The 18,873-nt window shown below is 63.3% G+C and carries 11 protein-coding genes and 1 pseudogene; 8 read left to right on the top strand and 4 right to left on the bottom strand.

Annotated features, from left to right (window positions below):
• Positions 1 to 182 (bottom strand): annotated as a pseudogene (locus tag ACQ4V8_RS15710) (carbohydrate porin); the annotation flags it as partial.
• 433 nt (positions 183 to 615) lie between these two features.
• On the opposite strand from ACQ4V8_RS15710, the gene ACQ4V8_RS15705 reads away from it, so the two are divergent.
• Positions 616 to 2,670, top strand: a complete 2,055-nt coding sequence (locus ACQ4V8_RS15705) for an esterase-like activity of phytase family protein (RefSeq protein ID WP_436571781.1) — start codon at positions 616 to 618, stop codon at positions 2,668 to 2,670.
• Positions 2,671 to 2,748: 78 nt separating this feature from the next.
• Here the strand turns inward: ACQ4V8_RS15705 and ACQ4V8_RS15700 are convergent, their stop codons facing one another.
• Positions 2,749 to 4,839, bottom strand: a complete 2,091-nt coding sequence (locus tag ACQ4V8_RS15700) for a S9 family peptidase (protein WP_436571780.1) — start codon at positions 4,837 to 4,839, stop codon at positions 2,749 to 2,751.
• A 324-nt stretch (positions 4,840 to 5,163) separates the two neighbouring features.
• Here ACQ4V8_RS15700 and ACQ4V8_RS15695 point away from each other — a divergent pair, with 324 nt between their 5' ends.
• The 3 genes from ACQ4V8_RS15695 (at position 5,164) to ACQ4V8_RS15685 (ending at position 9,172) form a co-directional block, all read left to right on the top strand.
• A complete protein-coding gene (locus ACQ4V8_RS15695) occupies positions 5,164 to 5,766 on the top strand; it encodes a hypothetical protein (protein WP_436571779.1) in 603 nt (200 codons plus the stop codon).
• Positions 5,767 to 6,114: 348 nt separating this feature from the next.
• Positions 6,115 to 7,383, top strand: a complete 1,269-nt coding sequence (locus ACQ4V8_RS15690) for an HD-GYP domain-containing protein (RefSeq protein WP_436571778.1) — start codon at positions 6,115 to 6,117, stop codon at positions 7,381 to 7,383.
• 133 nt (positions 7,384 to 7,516) lie between these two features.
• On the top strand, positions 7,517 to 9,172 hold the full coding sequence (locus ACQ4V8_RS15685) for a methyl-accepting chemotaxis protein (RefSeq protein WP_436571777.1): 1,656 nt from the start codon (positions 7,517 to 7,519) through the stop codon (positions 9,170 to 9,172).
• 54 nt (positions 9,173 to 9,226) lie between these two features.
• Here ACQ4V8_RS15685 and ACQ4V8_RS15680 read toward each other — a convergent pair whose 3' ends face one another.
• Together ACQ4V8_RS15680 and ACQ4V8_RS15675 are read right to left on the bottom strand one after the other, a co-directional pair.
• Entirely contained in the window at positions 9,227 to 10,009 is a 783-nt protein-coding gene (locus ACQ4V8_RS15680) for a 3-hydroxybutyrate dehydrogenase (RefSeq protein WP_010396615.1), read from the bottom strand.
• A 92-nt stretch (positions 10,010 to 10,101) separates the two neighbouring features.
• Entirely contained in the window at positions 10,102 to 11,178 is a 1,077-nt protein-coding gene (locus ACQ4V8_RS15675) for an AraC family transcriptional regulator (RefSeq protein ID WP_436571776.1), read from the bottom strand.
• Positions 11,179 to 11,317: 139 nt separating this feature from the next.
• Here ACQ4V8_RS15675 and ACQ4V8_RS15670 point away from each other — a divergent pair, with 139 nt between their 5' ends.
• The 4 genes from ACQ4V8_RS15670 (at position 11,318) to ACQ4V8_RS15655 (ending at position 18,766) form a co-directional block, all read left to right on the top strand.
• Positions 11,318 to 12,928 (top strand): FAD-binding oxidoreductase, encoded by a 1,611-nt coding sequence (locus ACQ4V8_RS15670; RefSeq protein WP_010396620.1) that lies wholly within the window; start codon positions 11,318 to 11,320, stop codon positions 12,926 to 12,928.
• On the top strand, positions 12,925 to 14,493 hold the full coding sequence (locus ACQ4V8_RS15665; RefSeq protein ID WP_436571775.1) for a glycerol-3-phosphate dehydrogenase/oxidase: 1,569 nt from the start codon (positions 12,925 to 12,927) through the stop codon (positions 14,491 to 14,493). Before ACQ4V8_RS15670 ends, ACQ4V8_RS15665 begins: the two co-directional genes overlap by 4 nt.
• A gap of 175 nt (positions 14,494 to 14,668) precedes the next feature.
• Positions 14,669 to 16,246 carry an FGGY-family carbohydrate kinase gene (locus ACQ4V8_RS15660; RefSeq protein WP_436571774.1) on the top strand — a complete coding sequence of 526 codons (1,578 nt, stop codon included), beginning with the start codon at positions 14,669 to 14,671 and terminating at the stop codon, positions 16,244 to 16,246.
• Positions 16,247 to 16,483: 237 nt separating this feature from the next.
• Complete coding sequence (locus ACQ4V8_RS15655) at positions 16,484 to 18,766, top strand: TonB-dependent receptor domain-containing protein (protein ID WP_010396627.1); 2,283 nt, start codon at positions 16,484 to 16,486, stop codon at positions 18,764 to 18,766.
• Positions 18,767 to 18,873 lie beyond the last annotated feature (107 nt).

Below are 18,873 nucleotides of genomic sequence, written 5' to 3'. Positions count from 1 at the left end.
TTGCCACCCAGGCCGAAGCAGCCTTGCGAACCGCCGTCGCCCGAGGTATTGCTGCCGGCGCCGGCGCGCAGGTAGCCGTGGAAGCCTTCGGCGTCGGATGGATACATGGGATCGGCGATGACGGAAGCGCTGGTGATGGCCAGAAGTAAGGCAGCTAAAGTTTGCAATGCAGGGCGATTCATGCGTTCTCCAAAATAATGTGGTTGGTAGCGCTGGCCTCCCCGGGGGACGGCGAGCGCAGACGGTCTAATGCCGCAAACCAAGTCTAGCAGCGCTTTTTTAGGCGGCCTGACACAAAACGAATAAGTGACAATACTTTCCTTCAGAGTGTTGTTTTTACTGCATATCGATACGCTTGCACATACTGCTCCGGAGCAGACGGACGCTTATGTCAGCAACGTCTGTTGCGCAGTGGGATTGAATGACGGGGCCAACTTCAAGCGCCGCTACCCGCAGGTGAAAGGCGTCACGCCCAAGGCGTGCCGGTGCCAGGCCGATGACCGTTCTGGCGGCATCGGCTTGTCGCGGATACGCCACTGGCGTGAAGGCTGTCATGGGCTTGTCACTTTGGCCAGTTACTCTGCAGGATTGAATTTCACCCTAGCCGAGGAATGCATGAACAATGCTGTAATGTCGACCCCGAAACTGACCCTGTTGGCCATTGCCGCCAGCCTGTGCCTGTCCGCTTGCGGCGGCAGCGATAATACGCCGGCGGAACCGGCCAAGCCCGTGGCGCAGACGGGCGTGTTCCTCGACGGCGCGGTGGAAGGCCTCGATTACGTGGCCGGCAGTGCGGTCAAGGCCAGCACCAATGCCAAGGGCGAATTCATTTGCAACCCCGGCGATACGCTAGCGTTCAGTATCGGCGCCCTGGCCCTGGGTTCGGCGCCATGTGGCGCTATCGTCACGCCGCTGGCGCTGGCGGCCAGCACGAATGTCGCCGACGACAAGGTCGTCAACCGCCTGCTGGCGTTGCAACTGCTCGATGAGGACAGCGATCCGTCGAATGGCATCAAGCTGACGGCCGAAGTGAAGACGGCGCTGGCCGGCAAGACGCTCGACTTTGCTGGCGCCCCGGCCGTTTTTAACGCGGCCCTGGCCGCACACTTGAGCAGCGTGGGTGGCAAATTCGCCAGCCGCACGGTCGATGCCGAGCGCCGTACCCTCGTGCGCGAGCACTTTGAAGATACGCTCGCTTCCAAGGCGGGCGCGCCCGTGAATGAAGCGCTGACGCAGGCCAACCCGGTGGGTGAAGTAAAAGTCACCGTGACGCGCTACCAGATCCAGGCGGCCGACAAATACTATGTGCCGTACGAAGGCGCGAACGTTAAGATCAAGGGCGAATTCCCGAAAGGCTTCCTGCCGTCGTATGGCTCGGGACTGGCTTACAAGGGCAAGAACGCCGCTGGCGAGCTGGAATTCTATGGTTTGACGGATCGCGGACCGAACGGCGATGGCCCGCAGGTACCTGACCCATCGGGCAAGGGCAGCAGCGGTAGCAAGATCTTCCCGTCGCCCAGTTTTACCCCTTCGTTCGGCGTGATCACGGTGGGCAAAAATGGCGCCATGCTGACAGCGAGCACGCCGATCAAGGTATCGGCCAGCGTCAACAGTTCGGGCTTGCCCGTGCCCATCGGCGAGGTCGGCAATTCGGCCGAAATTCCCGTCATGGATGCGATGAAGTTCGACGCGACCGGCAAGGCTGTCTTCAATGCGGGCGGTCTCGATTCGGAAGCCATCGTTGTCGATGCGAAGCGCAATGTGCTCTGGGTGTCCGATGAATACGGCCCCTTCATCATCAAGATCGATGCCGCCACGGGCGTCATCCAGGCCAAGTACGAGCCGGGCAAGGGCTTGCCGGCGCTGTTCGCCAAGCGCCGCGCGAATCGCGGCATGGAAGGCATGACACTCGACACCAGCAACGACAAGCTGTATGCCTTCCTGCAAAGCCCCTTGTCGGACGGCAGTGCGCCGTACACGGTGACGAAGAAGAATGAACAGGTCGAACGCTTCGCCCGCTTCACGCGCTGGATCGAATTCGATCCGACGACGGGCAGCAGCGGCAAGATGTATGCGTATCCGCTCAATGGCGCCGACTACCAGGATGGCCGCACGGGCAACGCCAAGCTGGGCGACATGGTGGCGCTGGGCGGCGGCAAGTTCCTCGTCATCGAGCAAGGTGCTGCACCTTCGGGCAAGGTCTTCAACAAGCTGATGCTGGTCGAATTGAAGGGCGCTACCGATATCGCGGCCGCCGCCTTCAACGCGACGACGTCCGACCTGGAAAAAAGCAGCATGGGTGGCGCAGCCGTCAACGGCGCCGATTGGGCTGCTGTCACGCCGCTCAAGAAAACCCTGCTACTGGACTTGAACGCCATCGGCTGGGCGGCGGAAAAGGCCGAAGGCCTGACCCTGATCGATGACTCCACCATCGCGCTGGCGAATGACAACGACTTCGGCCTGAAAACCAAGATCTTTGACGCCAATGGCATGGAAGTAGCAGACGCCGACGTGACCAAGTGCACGGTTGATGCGAACGGCGCCATCGTCACCAGCAGCGCGGTCGGCTGCAACGCTGCCAACAGTATCCGCGTGGCGCGCGGCGACGACCGCGAGCGTCCTAGCCGTTTGTGGATCGTGAAGTTCGCCAAGGCGCTCGCTGCGTATTGATGGCGTATTGATGCAGTTTGACCGATGAAAAAAAGCCGCACAGTGCGAACTGTGCGGCTTTGTTATTTTGCGCCAGGCTTACTTTTTAGTATGCGTATTGAGCCAGTCCAGCACCGTGTGATGCCACAACAGCGAGTTTGCCGGTTTCAGCACCCAGTGGTTCTCGTCCGGGAAGACCAGAAGCTTGCTCGCAATGCCCTGGCGCTGCAGCGCCGTGAAAGTGCCCAAGGCTTGCGCGGTAGGGATGCGGAAGTCCAGGTCACCCTGCACCACCAGCATCGGCGTCTTCCAGTTCTTCACGAAGTTGACGGGGTTGAACTGTTCGTGCTTGGCTGGCGCGTCGTAGTAAGTGCCACCGTTTTCCCACTCGGTGAACCACAGTTCTTCGGTCGCGTAAGCCATGCCGCGGTTGTCGAACACGCCGTCATGGTTGACCAGGCACTTGAAGCCGTCCGGCCAGTTGCCGGCGATCCAGTTCATCATGTAGCCGCCGTACGAGGCGCCCAGTGCGCAGCTGCGTTCGCGGTCCAGCCACGGGAACTTCTTGGTGGCCGCTTCCAGGCCCTTCTGCAAGTCGAGCAGCGGCTTGCCGCCCCAGTCGCCGCTGATGGAGTCCGTGAACTTCTGGCCATAGCCGGTGGAGCCGTGGAAGTCGATGAAGACGGTGGCGTAGCCGGCGCCCGCATACACTTGCGGATTCCAGCGGTAGCTCCAGCCGTTGCCAAAGCTGCCTTGCGGGCCGCCGTGGACCAAAAAGGCGATCGGATACTTTTCACCGGCCTTGGCATTCCATGGCTTCATCACGTGGCCGTAGACGGTTTCGCCATTCGCGCCCGCGAACGAGAATTGCTCGTACTCGCCGAAGCGCACGTTGGCCAGCGCGGCTGCATTTTGCTGCGTCAGCTGGAGCATCGGCGCCGTCTCCGACTTGGCGTCGAGTTTGCGCGTGTACAGCTGCGCGCCCGAGGCCAGGTTGGCTTGCGCCAGCACGATGGTATTGCCGCGCACGTCGAAGTCGCCCACGGCGCCCTTGCCGGTCAGCGCATTGACCTTGCCGCTGGCCGCGTCAATGTGGAACAGGCGATGCTGGCCCACGTCATCGGCGGCGACCAGGAAAGCCTTGCCGTCCGGCGTCCAGCGGAAATCGGCCACGGAGCGGTCCCAGTCATCGGCCAGGGTGCGCTTCTTGCCCGTGGCAACATCCATCAGCACCAAATGAAAACGGTCTGCTTCGAAGCCCGGCTTGGTCATGGCGACATAGGCCAGCGTACGGCCATCGGGCGAATAGGTGGCCTTGGCATCCCAGGCCGGATTGTCGGCGGTGAGGTTGCGCGGCGCCTGGCCGCCCGTTGCTGGAATCGTGTAGACGTCGAAGTTGGTCGACCACGCTTCCTTGCTGCCGGCCACGCGCACCGAGAATGCCACCGTCTTGCCGTCCGGGCTGAAGTGGTATTGGCCGTTGTCGCCGAACGGTTTCGAGGGGGCGTCGCCATCGAGGCTGCCGCTCAGGCTGACAGGCTCGGCGCTGACCTTGCCGCTGGCGTCGATGGGCGCCGAGAACAGCGCGTTGCGGCGGCCGTCAGCCCAGCTATCCCAGTGGCGTACGAACATCTGGTCGTAGACCATGCCGCTCGCCTTGTTCCTGGCTTTTTCATTCAAGCGCTTCTTGGTGCAGGCGATATCGGCGCAATCGAGGAAGACGCCCATGCTCAACGCCAGGCGGTCGCCTTGCGGCGATAAGCGGTAGGTGTCGACGTCCAGCGCCAGGTCGGTGACCTTGGCCGCTTCGCCGCCGTTCAGGGGCAGTTGCCACACTTGTGAGGAGCCGGAACGGCCCGAGAGGAAGTAGATGGCGTCGCCGTTCGGCGACCATTGCGGGTCGCTGGCGCTCGATTCGCCGCGCGTGAGCTGGCGTGGCGCCGCGTTCGGCGCGCGCAGGTCGATCATCCACAGCTGCGTGTTGCCACGGTTTTTGTCCAGGTTGGTGCTGCGCACCGTGTAGACGACGCGCGTGGCGTCCGGCGACAGCACGGGGCTACCCACGCGTTCCATGGCCACCATGTCTTCGACGGTGAAGCCGCGCGGCGCCGCTAGCGCCGGTGTTGCAGCAATGGCGGTGGTGGCCATGGCGGCACTGAATGCTCCCAAGAGCAGCAGACGTAAACTCATTCAAACTCCCGATTCTGATGACGACGTTATTGATATGGTATCGACGTGGCCGGCTGTACCGCCGGCAGCCCGATATCATAGCAATAAAGAGGTGCTTGCATGACGAGTTGAGCGTCGCTTAGCCGGCTGGCAGTGCCAGTTGCTGGCACGCTACGCAATGGCGCAAGCTGCCGCAGTTGCCGCAGTTGCCGCAGTTGCGCCAGGCTCCCGTTTACTGTGAGGCGAGCCACCCCGCGCCGGACGCTGGGAACATGTCTGTACAGAAACAGCTGTTTTTATGCAAAGTGCTAGACTTTCGATCTTTAACGACCACTCTTGGTGCCCATGCCCATGCCCATGCGCCTGACGACTCTCGCCCTGACCTTTGCCGCCCTGTTCGCCACCTTGCCGGCCCATGCCGCCTCCATGCCCACGCAGGAACAAATCCAGGCGGCCGTGCAGGCGGGCGTGGCCAAGACACAAGCGAAGGCGCCATCGAGCCTGCCGATCAGCGTCAAGGTGAGCAGCTTGCACGGTTGTCGCGAATCGCAGGAAGTGCCAGGCGAGGTGGTGTGCCTGGTGGGCATGCGCGCCGGCATGCGCGATGGCTTTCAAGTGTTGCCCCTGCGCAAGGATAATGATACCTGGGTCGGCGTCGAGCGCAAGCACGCCAAGTTCGCCGGACCATCGCCGGCCGAGGCGCAAGCCATGTTGCGCGCCTGGGCCAAAGAGGAAGTGGCGCGCGATCCGGAAGCGGCCAAGGATGTGCAGATGCAGGAGGCGCAGAGCACCATGCAGGTCAAGGCCATCAACGAGTGCGAGGTCAAGAGCAAGACGGGTTACCTGGTGTGCGACACCGAGTTGAGCGTGCCGAGCCGTCCTGATGGCATCAAGACGGAACTCACCTTCATGCTGGAAAGCGCCGGCTGGCGTTACGTGCCGCGCTAGGCGCCACGCTGCCCCCGGCCGCGCCGACGGCATTGCTGGGCGTGCTGGCGTTGTCAGCAGTGAGCATCGGCTCGCCACGCTCAATGGCGCGCGCCAATGTGCACCGATAGCCATGTCATGCCCAAAAAATTGCCCCGTGTCAATATAAAATCAATTAAATTGTTAAATTTAATTATTTTTGGCATGTAATTGGTGTTAATGATCAAAATTCATTATTTTGTGTTCGTTTATCCCCAATATGTTGCGAATGTGCAATGTAAAGTGGTATATTTGGTTGAATCATTTATTCCAGCGTATGATGTGTCACACGCAATGCGCTGTCGCAACCTGAATGTCTGGAGAGCCTCCGTGCTGAAAAAAATAGCGAGTACCGACTTGGTATTGGGTATGTATATCGAGCGCCTCGGCCGCTCCTGGCTTGAGACGCCGTTCTGGAAGCGTTCTTTTTTGCTCGAATCGCCGGCTGACCTGGAGCGTATCCTGGCGGCCCGGCTGAACGAAGTGTGGATCGATACCGCACGCGGCCTGGCGCCGCCTGAACCTGTTGTCGTTGCCGCACCGCCCCCAGAAGCACCCGCAGCCGCAGCCGCAGCCGCAGCAGTTTGCACCGAAGCCAAAGCGCATGTGATAGACGTCGCCGTTGCGAAAGTCGCGCCCAGCCTGTCGCGCGACGAGCAAATGGCGCATGCCCGGCGGTTGATCGAGCGCACGCGCCAAGCCGTGCAAACGATGTTTGACGAAGCGCGCATGGGTAAGGCCCTACCCGTCGGGCATGCCTACGAGTTGGTCGATGATATCGCCGCCTCGGTGCTGCTGGGCGGCGGCATGTTGCTGGGCCTGGCTCGCCTGAAAACCGCCGATAACTATACCTATATGCACTCGGTGGCCGTATGTGCGCTGATGACGGCGTTGGCCCGGGAGCTGGAGTTGGCGCCCGAGCAGGTGCGCTCGGCCGGCCTGGCGGGATTGTTGCACGACATCGGCAAGATGGCTGTGCCATCGGCCATCCTGAACAAGCCTGGCAGCCTCAGCGACGCGGAGTTTTCCTGCGTGCGCACCCATGCGGCGGCCGGCCATCGCTTGCTGCTCGAAGTCGATGATATCGATCCGGTGGCGCTGGACGTGTGCTTGCACCACCATGAAAAACTCGATGGCAGCGGTTATCCCAAAGGATTGCGTGGCGACGAAATCAGCTTGTATGCGCGCATGGGCGCCATCTGTGACGTATACGACGCGGTCACCTCGAACCGGCCATACAAGCAGGGCTGGTGCCCGGCCGAGTCGCTGCGCCGCATGGCCGCCTGGCGCGGCGGGCACCTGGATGCGAAACTGTTTGCCGCTTTCGTCAAATGTCTGGGCATCTATCCGCTCGGTACTCTGGTGCGGCTGCAGTCGGAGCGCCTGGCCGTGGTGGTGGGACAGGCGGAGGGCAAGACGCTGACCTCGCCGACCGTGCGTGCATTCTTTTCCATCCGCGCCGGCACTTGCATCGTGCCCAGCGTCATCGACTTGGCCGCGCCGGGTTGTCAGGAGCGTATTGTTTCCACGGAAAGCGCCGCCCAGTGGGGCTTGCTGGACGTCGACCGTTACTGGGCCGGCGAACCTGCCGCGGCATAGCCGGAATAAAGGATATTTTATTTATAATAAAACATTAGAATAAGGGTGCCAGTGCCGCATCCGTTTTCCTGCCTGGTGATCGTTCCTTGTCCGCTTACCCGTCACCGCACGGGCTCATTCTGAGGGTGTAACCATGCGACTCAATCTTCCCGTCACCGATACCGAGATCACCCTGAGCGATACCGAGACCATCGTCTCGACTACTGACTTGCAAGGTAATATCACGTATGCGAACCCTTACTTCATCGCCATCAGCGGTTACAGTGCGGACGAATTGATGGGCGCGCCGCAGAACATTTTGCGCCATCCGGATATGCCGGTCGAAGCGTTTGCCGATTTCTGGGCCACCGCCCGCGCGGGGCGTTCGTGGAGCGGCATGGTCAAGAACCGCTGCAAGAATGGCGATTACTATTGGGTGCTGGCGAACGTGACGCCGGTAGTCGAGGATGGCGTGGCTGTCGGCTATATGTCCGTGCGCACCAAGCCGACACGCCAGCAGGTGGCGCAGGCGTGCGCCCTGTACGCGCGCATGAAGGCGGGGCAGGCCAATGGCATCATCATCAGGCAGGGCGTAGCCGTGCGCACGGGCTGGCTGGCCAAGGTGCTCAGCTTGCGTGACTTGGCACTGGGCAAGCGCATAGGCTGGAACCTGGGCTCGCTGAGCCTGCTATTGCTGTTGCAGTTGGCGTGGGATGCGGGTCTGTTGCCGACCAGAGCGGGAGGCTGGATAACGGGGTTGGCCGCGGTGGCCTTGTGCGCGACCCTGTATTTCTGGCGTGGCTTGCACCGCGCCGTGTTGCAGCCCTTGCAACAGGCGCGCCAGGCCTGTGACGTGATGGCGGGCGGCGACCTGACGGGCGAGTTCGATACCGCCCGGCGCGACGAGATGGGGCAACTGCTGCGCTCGTTGCGCCAGTTGCGCGTCAATTTGCACTCCATCGTCGGTGATGTGCGCGGTAATTTCCTGCGCATCAGCATGGCCAGCCAGGAAATCGCTGCCGGCAATATGGATTTGTCGGGCCGGACGGAAGCGCAGGCGTCGGCCCTGGAGCAGACGGCGTCGAGCATGGAGCAGTTGGCCGCTACGGTGCAGCAAAACAGCAGCAATGCCGTGCAGGCCAGCGACATGGCGGGCAAGGTACATGGCCTGGCGGGGCGCGGCGGTGAAATCGTTGGCCAGGTAGTGATGATGATGGATGAAATTAACGCCGCTTCCAAGAAGATAGGCGACATTACCGGAATTATTGAGGGTATTGCCTTCCAAACCAACATCCTGGCCCTGAACGCGGCTGTCGAAGCGGCGCGCGCAGGCGACCAGGGGCGCGGCTTTGCCGTCGTGGCAGGCGAGGTGCGCAGCCTGGCCCAGCGCAGCGCGTCGGCCGCCACGGAGATCAAGCAATTGATCACGGCATCGCTGGCGCAAGTGCAGGCGGGCGCGAAACTGGCGCAACAGGCAGGCGTCAGCAGTGCCGAGATGCTGGGCGCCGTGCAGGGCGTGCACGGCATCATGGATGAGATTGCTTCAGCCTCGCGCGAACAGAGCCATGGCATCGGTCAGGTCAATATGGCCGTCACGCAGATGGATGAAGTGACGCAGCAGAACGCGGCGCTGGTGGAGCAATCGGCGGCGGCCTCGGCTTCGCTGCAAGACCAGGCCATGCAATTGGAGCAAGCGATGGCCCTGTTCAAGCTGGAACGGCGGCGCGACGGCCAGGCGGCCACGGCCACGTCCCTGCGCGCCGCGCCGCCGCGCCGCCACATGACAGCCGCCGCCCTGTCCGCTCCTTGAGGTTCACCGTGTCACGCAGCAGGCAAATGGCGTGGCTGCCTGCGGCAGTTGGCACTATTGCATGTGCCAGCCGTGGCTGACGACGATGGACTGGCCGCTTAGCGCCGTCGATGGGAAGGCTGCCAGGAAGACGGCTGTTTGTGCCACATCCTCGGTGGTGGTGAATTCGCCGTCAATCGTGTCTTTCAGCATGATTTTCTTGATCACGTCTTCTTCGCTGATGTTCAACTGGGCTGCCTGTTCCGGGATTTGCTTGTCGACCAGCGGCGTGCGCACGAAGCCGGGGCAGATGACGTTGGCGCGGATGCCATCTTTCGCACCTTCCTTGGCTACCACCTTGGCCAGGCCCAGCAAGCCATGCTTGGCGGCAACGTAGGCGCTCTTGAAGAGCGAACCTTCGTGCGAGTGCACGGAGCCCATGTAGATGATGGCGCCGCCGCGGCCGGCCTTGATCATTTCGCGCATGCAGGCGCGCGTGGTGAGGAAGGCGCCGTCCATGTGGATGGCCAGCATTTTTTTCCACTGATCGAACGGGTAGTCGACAACGGGGCTGATAATCTGGATGCCCGCATTGCTGATCAGGATATCGATGCCGCCGAAGTGGGCCGCGGCGTCCGCCACGCCCTGCTCGACCTGTGCTTCGCTGGAAACGTCCATGGCCACGGCAAACGCCTGGCCGCCCGATTGCTTGATTTCCTCGGCCGTCTTGCTGGCCGCTTCCAGCGCCAGGTCGGCGATGACCACCTTGGCCCCTTGTTTTGCATATTCAATGGCTATTTCCTTGCCGATACCACTGGCGGCGCCGGTAATCAGTGCGACTTTGTCTTTGAGTTGCATATTAATCCTTTGCATTGCGGGTTGGAGTGATCGTGGGAAGTCAGAGCATGTCAGTATAGCCAGAAAATGCGCCGGGCACGGCGCGCCCATGCCTAGAATCGGGCTTGTCTCGCCTGCAATTGATGCAGGCGCCAGGCGCCGGGATTGGTGCCCGCCCAGACGCGGAACGCGTGGTTGAACGCGCTTTGTTCCTGGTAGCCGAGCAGAAAGGCGATGTCGACCAGCGACAGGTCCGGCGTGCGCAAATAATCACGCGCCAGGCTATAGCGGGTCTGGTCCAGCAAGGCCTGGAAACTGGTGCCGGCGTCGGCCAACTTGCGCTGCAGGGTGCGCGGCGTGACGGCCAGCATGGCGGCAACGCTGGCCAGCCGCGCCGAACCCAGGCGCAAGCCCGCCACGATGGCCGCATGTACTTGCGTCTCGATGGCGCCGCTACTTTCTGCTGTGGCCTGGCGCTGTGCCAGCAACTGCTCCGCGTGCTGGCACAGCACGGGGTACAGGCTGACGTCGGCGTTCGGCACGGGCCAGTCCAGCAATTGCGCCTCGAAGCTGGCCGTGTTCGTGCTGGCGCCAAACGCGGGCAGGCTGCCCAGCACGCGCATATATTCGTCGCGGTGCGTGGCGCAGCGCAGCAAGTCGCCGCCGCCATCGTGGGTGAACGCCAGTCGGGCCGGCGGCAGGGGTACGCCCGCCAGCCAGTCGCCGCACACTTTGACACCGGCAAAGACGCTGTCGACCAAGTGCCGGCTGGCGCCCGGATAGTGGCTGCTCCAGCCGTAATGCGCGACGGCGCCATCGCGCTGCAGGGTCGAGCGGCCCAGGTCGTGCGCCAGCCGTTCATAGCGCGCCGTCTGTTCCAGCGCTTGGCCCATATTTTTGCAACTGAGCAAAATCAAGCCATACGCGCTATAGGTACCCATGCGCACGCGCTGGCCCACGTGCAGGCCAAAATGCGCGTCGCCCGCCAGTTGTGCGCCTGCATCGAGCAGGCGCACGTAGTCGCGTGCGGCCAGGCTGGCCGTTGACGCTTCCAGGCTGTGCGGCGCTATGCCTGCCGCCTGCGCCAGGGTGGCGGCAGCGATGCCGTGCGCGCCGGCCGCTTCCAGCAGCGGCTGCAGATAGGCGCCCGCGACCCGCCCTTGCGCGTGGTCGCTGTCAGTGCCTGGCATGATGCAACAATGCAATTGTCATGAAAAACCAATATCTTTCGTCTCTGGCGGCATATGCTATTCATCTAGCAAGAAAATCAGGCAAGCACAGTATAGCAAGCCGCCGTGGCGTGCAACTGGCCAACTACAGGGGATTTCGATGCAACGCTGGAATGGCTGGGGTGACGAGAGCGTCACGTTTGCGTTGAGCGCGGCGGCGCTGGCTTTGTTGGGCGAGCGCCTGGGGCCGGGTAGCGGCATGCACGATGCCACATTTGACGCCGTCTGTGCGGCAGTTCCCGCCTCGCGCCTGGCGCCGCATCCGCTGATCGATACCAAGCCTGCCACGCGCGTGCGTCATGCGCTCGGCCAAAGTCTGCCCGACTGGTTCAAGCTGCGCCACGGCCGCATCGGCGCGGTACCCGACGGCGTGGCCTTTCCCGACAGTGCGCTGCAGGTGCGCCAGCTGCTCGCGTATGCGCACCATGCCGGTGTGGCGGTGATACCCCACGGCGGCGGCACCAGCGTGGCCGGGCACTTGACGGTGGCTGCGGGCGCGCGCCCCGTGCTGTCGTTGAGCCTCGTGCGCCTGTGCGCGCTGGGCCATCTGGACCGCGAAGCGCAGCTGGCCACTTTCGGCGCCGGCGTCTACGGCCCCGACCTGGAAGCGCAGCTGCGCGCGCAGGGTTATACCCTGGGCCACTATCCGCAGTCGTTCGAATATTCCACCCTGGGTGGCTGGATCGCCACGCGTTCGTCGGGCCAGCAATCACTGCGCTATGGCCGCATCGAGCAGCTGTTCGCGGGCGGTGAAGTAGAAACGCCATCCGGCACTTTGACGATTCCCACCTTTCCCGCCTCGGCGGCCGGCATCGACCTGCGCGAAATGGTGCTCGGTTCCGAAGGGCGCCTGGGCATCCTGACGCAAGCTACCGTGCGCATCTCACCGCTGCCGCCCCATGAAGCATTCCATGCCGTGTTTTTCGCCGATTGGGGCCAGGCGCAGGCGGCCGTGCGGGCATTGGCCCAGTCGCGTCTGCCTTTATGCATGCTGCGCCTGTCGAACGCGCTCGAGACGCAAACCATGCTGACCCTGGCCGGCCACAAGAAACTGGTGGCACTGCTGGAGCGCTACCTGTCCCTGCGCGGCTGCGCGCAAGGCAAGTGCATGCTGATGGTGGGCGTCAGCGGAGACGCAAAACCGGCGCGCGCGGCCCTGCGCGACGCCCTGGCGCTGGCGCGGCGGCACAAGGGCGTGCATGTGGGGCGGCACATGGGCGACAAGTGGAAGCAGGGTCGCTTTCGCAACGTCTACCTGCGCAATGGCGCCTGGGAGCACGGCTATGTCATCGACACGGTGGAAACTGCCGTCGACTGGCCCCGCGTCACGCCCATGATGGCAGCGCTGGAGCAGGCCGGCACCAGGGCGCTGGCCGCGCATGGCGAGCAGGTGCACGCCTACACGCATCTGTCGCATGTGTATGCGCAGGGCGCCAGCGTCTACACCACGTATGTGTACCGGCTGGCGCCCACGTATGAAGAAAACATGGCGCGCTGGCGCAGCCTGAAAGAGGCGGCCTGCGCTGCCATCGTGGCCAACGGCGGCACCATCAGCCACCAGCACGGCGTGGGTAGCGATCATGCGCCGTGGCTGGCTGCCGAAAAGGGTCCACTGGGCATCGCCGCCATGCGCGCACTACTGCATCAGTTTGACCCGCAGGGCATGATGAACCCCGGTAAACTGCTGCCCGAAGTGGCGGGTGCGCCGTGAACCGCGACGATTTGCCTGGCGTCCTGGCGCGCCACTGGGATGTGCTGATCGTCGGCGGCGGCATCACCGGCGCTGGCATCTTGCTGGAAGCATCGCGGCGCGGCCTGAAGGCGCTGCTGGTCGAGCAGCGCGATTTCGCCTGGGGCACGTCGAGCCGCTCCTCGAAGCTGGTGCATGGCGGCTTGCGTTACCTCAAGCAGGGGCAGTTCGCGATGACGCGCGAGTCGGTGCATGAACGGCAAGCCTTGCTGGCCGACGCGGCCGGGTTGGTCGAGCCGCAGGGCTTCGCCTTTGGCGACTACGCGGGCAGGAAACCGGGACGGCGCCAGTTCATGCTGGGCCTGGCCATCTATGACGTGATGGCGGGGCAGCGGGCGCGCCGCTATGTCGATGCGACCGATTTTTCCATGCTGGCGCCGCATGTCCAGCGCGAAGGACTGCGCGGCGGCATGCTGTACCAGGACGCCAAGACGGACGACGCGCGCCTGGTGCTGCGCGTGCTGCAGGAAGCGCGCCGCCATGGCGGCGTGGCCGTCAATTATCTGGGCGTGGAATCGCTGCTGCGCGAAGATGGCAGGGTCGTGGGGGCCGTTTTGAACGATGGCATCGGCGCCGCAACATTGACGGCGCGCGCGCGCCTGGTGATCAGCGCCACGGGCGCCTGGGCCGACCGCTTGCGCGGCCAGGTGGGAGAAAAGCCGAAGCTGCGGCCGCTGCGCGGTAGCCATTTGCTGCTGCCTGCCTGGCGCCTGCCGCTGGCGCAAGCGGTCAGCCTGATGCACCCGCGCGATGGCCGCCCCGTCTTCGCCTATCCGTGGGAGGGCGTGACCCTGGTGGGCACCACCGATGTCGACCATGACGCCAGCCTCGACCTGGAGCCTGCCATCACGCGCGGCGAACTCGACTACCTGCTGGTGGCGTTGCGCTGGCAGTTTCCGCAGTTGGCGCTGGGCGAAGACGACGTGCTGGCCACGTATGCCGGCGTGCGTCCCGTCATCGATAGCGGCCAGCTTGACCCGTCGAAGGAGGCGCGCGAACATGCGCTATGGCTGGAGCATGGCTTGTTGACGGTGGCGGGCGGCAAGCTGACGACGTTTCGTGTGATCGCCCTTGACGCATTGCGCCGCGCCGCGCCGCTGTTGCCAGGCTGGCAGGCGGATCTGCGCCCATTGCCAATTTTTGACGCAACGCCGCCCTTGTCGGGCAAGGCTTTGCTGCTCGATGGCGAGCAGCGCGCGCGTCTGCTCGGGCGTTATGGCGCGGCCGCGCAGGCCCTGTGCGATGCGTCGCACGAGGGCGAATTGGCGCAAATTGCCGGCACACAGACGCTCTGGGCGCAGCTGCGCTGGGGCGCGCGCAATGAGAACGTGCAGCACCTGGACGATCTGCTGCTGCGGCGCACGCGCCTCGGTGTGCAGCTGGCCGGCGGCGCGCTTGCTATCATGACGCGCCTGCGTGCCATCTGCCAGCATGAATTGGGCTGGGACGATGCGCGCTGGGACGCGGAGCAGGCGCGCTACCTGGCCCTGTGGCGCAGTCATTACAGCGTGCCGCAAAGCAACTGAAGCGATCATAAAAATATAAAAGAGGAGAGTATCATCGAGACCATCCTGTTGCGCCAGCCCGTGGCCGCCCTCGTCGAGGAACTGGGCGAAGACCTGCTGCACATCACCTGCGCGAATGGCGACCTCGTCGACGTCGGCTGGTATCGAGTCGCGCTCGACGTTGCGCGCTGAAGTCATGGCGAGCGTATCGGACCGGGCAGCTTACATTCTTGCCATCGACAATGGCACGCAAAGCGTGCGCGCGCTTCTGTTTGACAGGGACGGCAACCTGGCGGCCAAGGCGCAGGTGTTCCTGGAGGCATATTATTCCGAGCATCCCGGCTGGGCCGAGCATGATGCCGAAGGCTACTGGCAAGCCGTCTGCGAAGCGTGCCAGCAACTGTGGCGCAGCACGGCCATAGCCAAGTCCTCGGTGGTCGGCGTGGCGGTGACCACGCAGCGCGGCACGGTGGTCAATGTCGATGAGCATGGCGTTCCCCTGCGCCCCGCCATCACCTGGCTCGATCAGCGCTGCACGCGCCAGATTCCGCCGCTGGCGCCGTGGTGGCGCGCCGCTTTTCGCGTCACGCGCCTCGAGGGTACGATCACGTATTTCCGCCGCGAGGCCGAGATCAACTGGATTAGCGCGCACCAGCCTGACATCTGGCGCCGCACGCATAAATTCCTGCTGCTGTCTGGCTTCTTGAACCACCGCCTCTGCGGACGTTATGCCGATTCGACGGGTTCCCAGGTGGCTTACATCCCGTTCGACTACAAGCGCCACACCTGGGCCGGGCGCTTCGACTGGAAGTGGCAGGCACTGGCGATCAAGCGCTCCATGCTGCCGGAGCTGGTGACGCCGGGCACGCGCATGGGTGCCATCACGGCTGCGGCGGCTGCGGCGACGGGCATCTTGCAAGGCACGCCCTTGCTGGCGGCTGCCGCCGACAAGGCTTGCGAAGTGTTGGGCGCCGGCTGCGTCGAGCCGCATGTGGCGTGCCTCAGCTACGGCACCACGGCCACCATCAACACGACCAACCGCAACTACGTGGAAGTGACGCGCTTTATTCCGCCGTATCCGGCCGCCATGCCGGGCGCCTACAGCACGGAAGTGCAGATTTTTCGTGGCTACTGGATGGTCAACTGGTTCAAGGAGCAGTTCGGCGACCGCGAACGGGCGGCCGCTGCCGAAGATGGCACGGGCTGCTCTGCCGAGGCGCTGTTCGAGTGCCTGGTCGAGGCCGTGCCGCCCGGTTCCATGGGCCTGATGCTGCAGCCGTACTGGAGTCCCGGCATCAAGGTGCCTGGCCCGGAAGCGAAGGGCGCCATGATCGGTTTTGGCGATGTGCATACGCGCGCGCATATGTACCGCGCCATCCTCGAAGGGCTTGCGTATGCGCTGCGCGAAGGCAAGGAGCGCATCGAGCGGCGCAGCGGCATTGCCATTACGGAGCTGCGCATCGCAGGCGGCGGCTCGCAAAGCGACGCGGCCATGCAGCTGACGGCCGACATCTTCGGCTTGCCCGCTGCGCGCGCCCATGTGTATGAAAGTTCGGGCCTGGGCGCGGCCATCGCCGCGAGCGTGGGCCTGGGCTGGCATGCGGATTTCCCCGCCGCGGTGCAAGCCATGACGCGCAGGGGCAAGGTATTCCAGCCGCATCCCGAGCACTGCAAAATCTACGAACAGCTGTACCGGCGCGTGTATCGCAAGATGTATGCGCGGCTGCAGCCCTTGTACCGCGAAATCGCCGATATCACCGGCTATCCGGAATAAAACGCATGACACCGTATTGCGAATCATTCGCATCTGATATATGATGTGTTTTGCATTTCACTAAGGCAACTTATTCCAGTGATTGCAGTGCGCCGCCGGCCATGCGCCAGCGGCGCGTCCGTGCGGGCAGAGTCGCGCCGCAACGCTTGCTTCAACGCCACCGCTTGATCGTGCACAGTCTTCCTCTGCCCCAGCATTTTTTCATTCCATCAGTATGAAAACCAGGCAAGGATAGCGATGAAGAGTAGCAGTAAACAAGGACGGACCCCGCTGCAAGGATGGACCCCGCTGGCCGCCGCGCTGGCGCTGGCATTGGGCGGCGCGCAGGGCCATGCGCGAGCGGCAGCGATGGCCGACCAGGCCGATGAGGTGTCGATGCCCGCCATCAGCGTATTTGGCGACGCCATCAGCGCCGGCACGGCGGGCCGTTCGTATATCAACAGCGCCGATATCGAACGCCAGCAGGCGGACAATGTCGCGTCCTTGCTCGATACCTTGCCCGGCGTAGACCTGGCCGGCACGGCCCGTCCCAGCGGCCAGAGCCTCAATATCTGGGGCTTCAATAAAGTGCAGGACGTGAAAGTCATCCTCGACGGCGTGCCCAAGGGTTTCGAAAAATACCGCCAGGGTTCCATTTTCATCGAGCCGGAGCTGATCAAGCAGATCGAGGTGAACAAGGGCGCGCATACGAGCTTGTATGGCAATGGCGGCTTCGGTGGTGTCATCACGGTCGAGACCAAGGACGCGCAAGACTTGCTGGAAGGCGGCGAGAAAGTGGGCGCCATGCTCAAGTACTCGCGCCACTCCAATAACGGGGAAAACGACGCCACCGTGGCCGTTTATGGCCGCACGGAAGACGGCCGCTACGATGCGATGGCCTTCACCACGCAGCGCAAGTCCGACGATTTGCGCAAACCCGATGGCAAGCCATTCCGCTTTTCCGCCATCGACGCGCCATCGAGCCTGGCGAAGCTGAATATCCGCCTGACGCCGGAACAGCTGCTGACCCTGACGGCCATGCAGAGCGGTAGCGCGGGCTGGGGCCCGTTCGCCGCCATGGGTGAAGACGTGCCCACGCCGACCGAGGCGGAGATCAGGAAGTATGGACTGGACGAGGCGTGGCAGCGCAAGGCCGTATATCGCGACCAGGACGACGATACGTATGCCGTGAAGTGGCAGTACGCGCCGCAGGATAATCGATGGATCAAGCTGACGGCCAGCGTCGGTTATTCGCACACGGAGCAACATGACAAGCGCCTGCCATCGGCTTCGCTGGGCTCTTACCTGGGATCCTTGGGCAACGAGAGCTGGGCCTCGTACGTGGACCGCATTGCGGAGCTGCGCAATGAAAGCGTGTTGACGACGGGCGCCATTTCGCACGTGCTGCTCATGGGCCTGCAATGGCACAAGAACGTGCGCGACACCCTGATGTATTACCCATCGTCGACGGCGCTGAAGGATCCCAGCTACAACTACGGCTACTTTCAGCCTTACTATATGCCGGCCGGGCGCCAGGAAACCACGGGCCTGTATCTGCAGGATGCGATGACGTATGGCGACCTGACGCTAACGGCGGCGCTGCGTCATGACCGGGTTGTTTCCGGGGGCGTGCCGAACAAGGCGCCGCGCTACAACAGCGCGCTGGCGGCGGCTGGTCACGACTTCAGCGAAAAGGTGCACGCGGACTGGTCGCCCCGCCTGGGCCTGTTCTGGAAGGCGTCGAGCAGCGTGGCGCTGTTCGGCGATGTGAGCCGCACCTGGCGTGCGCCGACGATAGACGAGATGTATTCGAATGAATATTATGTGTCGTCCAAGCTCGGTTCATCGACACCGGGCACCAGCCGCAACCTGGCCGTCGAACGTGTGACGGCCGTGCGCACGGGCTTCATGCTGCACCGGCAGAACGTGTTCATGGAGCGCGACGACGTGCAGCTGCGCCTGACGGCTTACCAGAACCGCGTCAGCGACAATATCGGCCCGCGCCTGGGCATCCTGATCGAAGGCTATGTGCCTGGCTCGGGCATGTTGCCGCCAGCCCTGTCCACCCAGCGTAATCTGGCCGGTTTCCACACGCAGGGCGTGGAGCTCGAGTCCTACTACAACGCGCCGCGCCTGTTTGCCAGCGCTTCGTTGTCGAAGCAGCGCGGCACGCGCACCGGATCCCAGCGCGACCCCTGGGGTCATGACGAACCCGTGTCGACCATCGCGCCGAATAAATTGATGGCAGGTGTGGGCTGGCGCATGCCCGACTTTGGGGCCAGTATCGGTTGGCAGGGCCGTTTCGTGGCGAAGCAGGACCGCGTCCTGCCGCTGGGGAATGTCTACCGCCTGCCGCCATCGAAAGGCTATGCGCTCCATACGCTGTTCGCTTCCTGGGATGGCGGGCAGGGTATCTGGCACGGCACGCAATTGCGCCTGACGGTCGATAACGTCTTTAACCGCAACTATATGCCGTATCTGAGCGAGGCGGTCACCGGCGTGGGGCGCAATGCGAAGTTGAGCGTATCGAGAAAATTTTGATTCGCGTTGAGAACGGCGGGCCTTAGACGCGGGCCTGAGAAAATGCCGATGGCGGCGTTGCAGCTTCCTTGCCGTACTTGCGTACTGTCTGCGTCGCTGCGCCTTGC

This window comes from Janthinobacterium paucivorans, assembly GCF_051380805.1.
Classification (GTDB): domain Bacteria; phylum Pseudomonadota; class Gammaproteobacteria; order Burkholderiales; family Burkholderiaceae_D; genus Janthinobacterium; species Janthinobacterium lividum_D.
The sequence above is the reverse complement of the archived record's forward strand: the minus strand, read 5'-3'. Positions and strand labels throughout refer to the sequence as shown.